At 38.1% G+C, this 7,531-nt stretch carries 6 protein-coding genes; 5 read left to right on the top strand and 1 reads right to left on the bottom strand.

What is annotated here, in order from left to right; translation table 11 throughout:
* Positions 1-190 precede the first annotated feature (190 nt).
* The 5 genes from JWR87_RS13605 to JWR87_RS13585 all read left to right on the top strand — a co-directional run bounded on the left by JWR87_RS13605 (position 191) and on the right by JWR87_RS13585 (position 5,813).
* Positions 191-868 carry an ATP-binding protein gene (locus tag JWR87_RS13605; RefSeq protein WP_297820985.1) on the top strand — a complete coding sequence of 226 codons (678 nt, stop codon included), beginning with the start codon at positions 191-193 and terminating at the stop codon, positions 866-868.
* Between the two features lie 41 nt (positions 869-909).
* On the top strand, positions 910-1,560 hold the full coding sequence (locus JWR87_RS13600; RefSeq protein ID WP_297820983.1) for a response regulator transcription factor: 651 nt from the start codon (positions 910-912) through the stop codon (positions 1,558-1,560).
* 135 nt (positions 1,561-1,695) lie between these two features.
* On the top strand, positions 1,696-2,820 hold the full coding sequence (locus tag JWR87_RS13595; protein WP_297820981.1) for a DUF2142 domain-containing protein: 1,125 nt from the start codon (positions 1,696-1,698) through the stop codon (positions 2,818-2,820).
* Positions 2,821-2,944: 124 nt separating this feature from the next.
* Entirely contained in the window at positions 2,945-5,137 is a 2,193-nt protein-coding gene (locus tag JWR87_RS13590) for a glutamine synthetase III (protein ID WP_297820979.1), read from the top strand.
* A 292-nt stretch (positions 5,138-5,429) separates the two neighbouring features.
* A complete protein-coding gene (locus JWR87_RS13585) occupies positions 5,430-5,813 on the top strand; it encodes a hypothetical protein (RefSeq protein ID WP_297820977.1) in 384 nt (127 codons plus the stop codon).
* Positions 5,814-6,004: 191 nt separating this feature from the next.
* Here the strand turns inward: JWR87_RS13585 and accC are convergent, their stop codons facing one another.
* Positions 6,005-7,342: an acetyl-CoA carboxylase biotin carboxylase subunit gene (accC, locus tag JWR87_RS13580; protein WP_297820975.1), complete on the bottom strand. Its 1,338-nt coding sequence runs from the start codon at positions 7,340-7,342 to the stop codon at positions 6,005-6,007.
* Between the last annotated feature and the right edge of the window lie 189 nt (positions 7,343-7,531).

Raw genomic sequence — 7,531 nt, 5'->3', positions numbered from 1 at the left:
TATCGAAAAACAAAAGTTTATATTAACTTAAAGCAGGCTTTAGTAAATGACCTTTTTACAAACGAATGGAATTAATGCTACTCCGCTGCTTTTAGGGACTATTGGAATGCTGTTCTTAGCAATTGCTCTTATAACTTTTATTATTTTTCACCAGAGGAAGGTTATTCGCTATCAACTAAAAATGCAGCAAATGGAATCCGAGCAACAGAAAATTTTGCTTAGGGCCTCGATAAAACTACAGGAAGAAGAACGACAAAGAATAGCTGCCGACCTGCATGACGACGCCGGACCTCTATTAGCTACTGCAAGATTATATCTTACCGAAAATATGGTAAACCTCGATAAGGCAACCCAGCTGCAATCTATTTTTAGCGCAAAGCAAATAATAGACGAGGCTATTCAACTGGTTCGCAATATTTCTCATAGTTTAATGCCGCCAACTTTAAAAAACTTTGGTCTTGAGAGTGCAGTAAATGATTTTTTCCAAAAGATAAACGGAGCCGGTGCAATTAACGTAAATTGCCGATTTCATGACTATAAGATCCGACTCAAAGCTGAAAAAGAACTGATTGTATTTAGGGTGATCCAGGAACTAATAAACAATATATTAAAACATAGTAACGCCAGCTTTATTCATCTTACCCAACACAATGGAGAAGAAAATATGATTATCAGACTACATCATGACGGAAGAGGACTTTCTCATGAAGACTTTATTAAAATGTCTAAAAGTAACACAGGCCTGGGGTTAAAGAATATACAGAGTAGATTAAAGGTGATCCATGGCGATATATTATTTGAACAAGATCCCTCTAAATCATTTTATAAAGCAACTATTGATATTCCTAAAGAATACGATGAGAGATAAACACCCCTTATATCCCGTTTTCAATCTTACATATTAACAATATGGGTGAGATAAAAGTTGCGATAGCAGATGACCATAAAATTTTTAGGAAAGGAGTAATTCTTTCTCTGAGACATTATAGTAACATAAAATTTGTTTTAGAAGCGGAGAACGGCCAACAACTACTTGATGGCATTAGAGAAAGTAAACCAGATGTGATTTTGATGGATCTGAGAATGCCAGTTAAGGATGGAATCGAAACCACCAAGTATATCAGCATCCATCATCCCAACATTTTTGTTTTGGTTCTTACAATGCACGAGGAAGAAAAATTTGTAGTTCATTTAATGGAAAATGGTGCCAACGGTTATCTTCTAAAAAGTACTGACCCTGTTGAGATTAAAAAGGCTATTACTGATGTTGTTGATAAAGGCTTTTACTTAAACAACTTTGTAAATAGAATTCTGATTAAGAAATCTCAAAATAAAAATAAAGCCGTACCCTCTTTAGATAATGAAATCGAAGTAAGTGAAAGAGAGAAAGAAGTTCTTGAATTAATATGCCTTGAATTTACCAGCCAGGAAATTGGCGAAAAAATGAATATTAGTTCAAGAACAGTTGAAAGCATAAAAGAACGCTTAATGGAAAGGTTTGGATTAAAAAATACAGCCGGTCTTGTTTTCTTCGCTGTTAAAAATAACCTCATAGAATAATCTGCCCTTTAATTGCCTACTGTACTATTTATATTTTACCTTATCTTTTTTTTCTTTCTCATCTCCATAATTCCCTTCTTTAAAAACGCTGGGATTGGTAGAAAGACACTTCTAACACTCTTTTTAATTAAAATTTTGGCAGGCATAGCTTATGCCAGATTTTATACTTTGCCTAGATATTATCCCACTTCTGATACGTGGAGATTTTATAAGCTAAGTGTAGTGGAAACTCAATTACTTTTAAAATCACCCCTTGCATTTATTAAAGACCTGTTCTACCACGGCTATAGTAACAGTGGCAATCTTTTTAGTGGAGAAAACACTTACTGGAATGACCTCAAAAGTAACCTACCGGTAAAAATGATGGCGATATTTAATGTGTTAACAAGCAATAGTTATTACACAAATATTATACTCTTCAATTTTCTTTTCCTATTCGGTCTTGTAGCACTTTTTAAAGTTTTTTTCTCCATTTATCCACGCAAAAAAACAATCATAATCGCGTCTGTATTCCTTTTACCATCAACATTGTTTTGGTGTAGCGGAATTCATAAAGATGGACTTATACTTTCTGCAGTTGGCGTTACAATTTATTGCTTCTATAAAATTGTTACAGAAAAATATCAGTTTAAACACCTCCTTCTTATCTTACTCTCACTTACGCTCATTTTCTCTTTAAGAAACTATATACTTTTTGCGCTGTTACCCGCAGTCATATCATTCATAACCGCGGAGAAATATCGAAATCAAAAAAAGAGAATCTTTTCGTGTGTGTATATTTTAGGTATAGCCTGTTTTTTTATTATTCCAAGCATTTTACCTGCTATCAACCCTCCATATTATCTCGCAGCTAAACAACAGGAATTTCTGAAATTAACAGCAAGTTCACTGGTATTGATACATCCTTTAGAGCCAACAGTTGGGGGATTTATTTCATTCTTACCCACTGCGATAGATATGGCTTTTCTTCGACCCCATATAAATGAGTTTGCAAACGTTAGTTATATACCTGCGATTGCCGAGAACGTTCTGCTTATTATACTAGTCGTACTTTCGGTTACTCATTTCTCTAAGCAAAGCAAAGTGCCGCCCGTTATAATGTGCTTGCTTGCATTTTCAATATCTGTTTTGCTTATATGTGGTTATACCATCCCTTTTACGGGTGCAATAGTTAGATACCGAAGTTTAGTACTACCGCTGCTGATTACACCTTTGCTTTGTATCGCTGAATTTTCTTTTGCAAGAAAGCCAGCTAAATAATTTTAATATACATTCTTCTATTCTTCATAGTTGCAGACCTATAAACCACTATAAGCTTTAAAATAAAAAATTGTTTTTTCTATTGTTTAAGCGTTTTTTTGTCCCCCCGTTAAAAATATTAAATATGTCATTACGATTCCATGCTATAAAAGGTCTTCAAAATACTGCTGCACAAGTGGTAGTACCGCAAAGCACTAAGGTTACTGCTATTTTTGGAGAGAATGTTTTTACAGTTAAAACTGCACGAGAATTCCTGAGTGACGAAGCCTACAAAAGCCTTGTCACCAGTATAAGAGGAGGAAAAAAAATAGACAGAGCAGTAGCCGGCCAAATAGCAAATGGAATAAGAGCATGGGCCGAAAGTAAAGGTGTTACTCACTTTACGCACTGGTTTCAACCTTTAACAGGAACAACCGCTGAAAAACATGACAGCTTTTTTACTTTAAAAAGCGACGGAACAGCAATTGAGGAATTTGATGGAGGAGCTTTAATTCAGCAAGAGCCTGATGCTTCATCTTTCCCTAGCGGTGGTATCAGGGCAACATTTGAAGCACGAGGTTACACTGCATGGGACCCCTCTTCACCTGCCTTTGTAATGGAAATTGGTAATGGCAAAACGCTATGTATTCCTACAATCTTTGTTGCTTATACAGGCGAAAGCCTCGATTATAAAGCACCCTTATTAAAAGCACTTGCCGCTATAGACAAAGCTGCCGTAGATGTCTGTAACTACTTCGACAAGAATATCACCAAAGTGACGCCCACACTTGGATGGGAGCAGGAATACTTTGTTATTGACGAAGCCATCGCAAATGCCCGTCCTGATTTAATACTATCAGACCGAACAGTCTTCGGCGCTTCACCGGCTAAAGGGCAACAACTGGAAGACCATTATTTCGGATCAATTCCTGAGCGGGTGTACGCTTTCATGAGGGATTTCGAAACAGAAAGCTACAAGCTGGGTATTCCTTTACGTACCCGTCACAACGAGGTTGCACCGTCACAATTTGAATGCGCTCCAATCTTTGAAGAAGTGAACCTGGCGGTTGATCACAATACGCTTTTAATGGACGTAATGATGCGGGTGGCTAAGCGCCATCGCCTTAAAGTGTTGCTGCACGAAAAACCTTTTGCTGGCATTAATGGTAGTGGCAAACACAACAACTGGAGTTTAGCTACAGATACAGGAGTTAATTTATTATCTCCAGGTAAAACGCCAAAGACCAATTTAATGTTCCTGACATTTTTCGTTAATACAATTAAGGCAGTACATGATTATGCAGATCTATTACGCGCTTCTATTGCAAGTGCCGGAAATGACTTCCGTCTTGGGGCTAACGAAGCGCCTCCTGCCATTATCTCTGTTTTTGCCGGCGAGTACCTTAGTCGCGTTCTCGGTGAAATTGAGGGCCGCGTAGGCGAGAAATTCGACGAACAGGATGAAGCGATCTTAAAGCTAGACCTGCATCGCAGTATTCCTGAGTTATTGTTAGATAATACTGACCGCAATCGGACTTCACCTTTTGCTTTTACCGGTAATAAATTCGAGTTCCGTGCTGTAGGGTCTTCAGCAAATTGTGCAAATGCTATGACGACGTTAAACACCATTATGGCGGAAACGTTGAGAAATTTTAGAAAAGAAGTTGATAGCCTAATTGAGAAAGGTGACAAGAAAGAAGTGGCCCTCATGCATGTCATTCAAAAGTACATCGTAGACAGTAAGAAGGTGTTGTTTGAAGGTGATGGTTACAGCGATGAGTGGGAAAAAGAAGCTGAAAGCCGTGGTTTGCCAAATGTAAAAACCACTCCACTTGCATTAGATGCCATGCTTACAGATAAAGCTAAAAACCTGTTTCAAAAGAACGGCGTGTATAATCATACTGAGCTTGAAGCTAGACACGAAATTGAACTTGAAAAATATATAAAGATTGTTCAGATTGAAGCTCGTTTAATAGGTGACCTCGCAGGAAATCACATATTGCCTGCAGCAATAAAATATCAAAATACGCTCATTACAAATATTAAAGGACTGAAAGATATTGGAGTGGATGAAAAAAATTATTCAACGCAGGTAGATATGCTTCAAAAGATTTGCGACCATATTTCAACTATTCGCGAAAGTGTTGATGCCATGGTAGAAGCACGTAAAGTGTGCAACAACATGACGAATACAAGAGAAAAAGCAATTGCGTATAATGCCGAAGTAAAAGATAAATATTTTGATATTATCCGCTACCACGTAGATAAGCTGGAGTTGCTGGTTGCCGATGAAGAATGGACCCTACCTAAATATCGCGAGCTTTTATTTTTGAGATAAAAGTTACACATGTTTTAGCGTGCAAGTTTGTTGTAACAGGCATTTGTCGTAAACCAATCATTGTTGCGACGCTCCGTTCAACTGTTATTCTTTATTGAACTTAGTCTTACATTAAAGGCACTTCTTCTCCTACTGCTAAAATCTTTGTTCCAGATACTTAATACTGCTTTAGAAGCCCTTGAAAGAGGGCTTCTTTTATTCCGTTTAAAATCATTAAACCTGGCCTGTTGTAATCCATCCAACAGTCACTGTCGGTACGACTTTTTATCATTTAAATAATAAAATTCCGGTTATGAAAAGAACCATTCTTATTGCATTAATTAGTGTCCTTTGCACTTCTGCTTCACTTGCACAAAAATTTACTATCGGAGGTGTTCATCGGGGTGGTACAAGTCCCGTTAATAAACAGAAGATGGTAGAAAGACTTAAATCAGAACTTAAATTAACCGATGACGAGGCGAACACAGTAGTAGTAATTCAACAGAATTACCAGTTAAAATCCCGGTCGGTGAAAATTGACACCCAAACGACCGATAAGGAGAAACAAGAAAAACTACAGCCACTGGAAGAAGAAAGAAATCAAAAGCTAAAAAAGATATTAACTGATGAACAGATTATTAAGGTTGATGAAATTACTAAAGAAGTAAATAGCAGAAGAGGACAAAAACAAGCTTAAACTCTGATTTTGTCCCTGGTAACTGCAATTGTACTAATGTGAGTTAATAAGAAAAGGAGACTTAATGGCCTCCTTTTCTTATTAGAACAAAATGTAAATCTTGCTGAAAATTTTTATACTGTACAAGTGAGTGACACAACGATGTTGATAGCAGAACAAGTCGGCGACATAACAATTACAGCCCGCACCCTCTACTTCATTGTAAAGCCTTCAAGAAATTTTGTTGTAAAGTTTCCGCTACGAAAATCATCATTCTTCATCAATTGCAGGTGAAAAGGTATTGTTGTTTTGATGCCTTCAATTACATATTCACTTAAAGCACGGTGCATGGTGTCAATAGCCTCTTCGCGGGTCTGGGCCATTGTTATAAGCTTACCTATCATACTGTCGTAGTAAGGCGGTATAACATAGCCGGCGTACACGTGGCTGTCAACCCTTACTCCATGCCCCCCGGGCTGATGCAACACTGTTATTTTACCGGGGCTTGGGCGGAAATCGTTATATGGATCTTCAGCGTTAATGCGACACTCGATAGCATGTAACTGCGGTTCATAGTTGCGCCCGCTGATTGGATGACCTGCAGCTATTTTTATCTGCTCTTTTATAAGATCGAAATTTATTACTTCTTCGGTTACACAATGTTCAACCTGGATACGCGTATTCATTTCCATGAAGTAAAAATTCTTGTGCTTATCGACCAAAAACTCAATCGTTCCTACACTTTCGTAGTTAATAGCGCTGGCGGCTTTAATGGCAGCTTCGCCCATCCTGCGCCTGAGTTCAGGATCCATAAAAGGAGAAGGGCTTTCTTCTACCAGCTTCTGGTGCCGGCGTTGTATAGAACAATCGCGCTCGCTTAGGTGTGCAACAGTACCATATTGATCTCCTGCAATTTGAATTTCGATGTGCCTGGGTTCTTCAACGAACTTCTCCATATACACACCGTCATTCTTAAAAGATGCGCCGGCTTCGGCGCGTGCGGTAGTGTAGGCTTTTTCTATTTCGCTTTCCTCAAGTACTACACGCATTCCCTTACCACCACCGCCGGCCGTAGCCTTCAGTATTACAGGATAGCCTATTTCTTTTGCAAGACTTTTTGCTTCTTCTACGCTTTCCAACAAACCTTCCCCACCAGGAACAACGGGAACTCCCGCCTTTATCATAGTTTCCTTTGCGGTTATCTTGTCTCCCATGCCATTAATCATAGCCGGGGTTGGCCCGATGAACTTAATACCATGGTCGGCACATATTTGGGAGAACTTTGCATTCTCTGCTAAAAAACCATAACCGGGATGTATTGCGTCAGCATTTGTAATCTCTGCCGCTGCCATTATGTGCGGAATATTTAAATAAGAATCGGCGCTTTGCGGCTTTCCTATACAAACGGCTTCATTAGCAAACTTTACGTGCAAACTATCTTTATCAGCAGTTGAGTAAACAGCAACTGTTTTAATCCCCATTTCACGGCAGGTACGAATAATACGAAGAGCAATTTCTCCGCGGTTTGCTATCAAAATCTTTTTAAACATGTAGGAAAATTTGAAATGGCTTAATTTGAAAATGTCTCAATTTGCATCATTAGTTAATGAATGAGTGACTCAAACAAGCAAATTTTAAAAAATGGAAAAACTCAGAAAATAGCTAAAAGGGCTTTTCCCTTTAGATGCTGCTAATATTTTTCCTAAAACTTTATTTATATCTTCTAACTTATTTTGTAA

Source organism: Segetibacter sp., assembly GCF_025963695.1.
Lineage (GTDB): Bacteria > Bacteroidota > Bacteroidia > Chitinophagales > Chitinophagaceae > Segetibacter.
Note: the sequence above shows the minus strand (reverse complement) of the source record. Positions and strands in the feature narration are given on the sequence as shown.

Excerpts from the sequence above, each read along its gene's own strand:
- JWR87_RS13605 (WP_297820985.1), top strand. The coding sequence starts at position 191 with ATGGAATCCGAGCAACAGAAAATTTTGCTTAGGGCCTCGATAAAACTA.
- JWR87_RS13600 (WP_297820983.1), top strand. The coding sequence starts at position 910 with ATGGGTGAGATAAAAGTTGCGATAGCAGATGACCATAAAATTTTTAGG.
- JWR87_RS13590 (WP_297820979.1), top strand. The coding sequence starts at position 2,945 with ATGTCATTACGATTCCATGCTATAAAAGGTCTTCAAAATACTGCTGCA.
- JWR87_RS13585 (WP_297820977.1), top strand. The coding sequence starts at position 5,430 with ATGAAAAGAACCATTCTTATTGCATTAATTAGTGTCCTTTGCACTTCT.
- accC (WP_297820975.1), bottom strand. The coding sequence starts at position 7,342 with ATGTTTAAAAAGATTTTGATAGCAAACCGCGGAGAAATTGCTCTTCGT.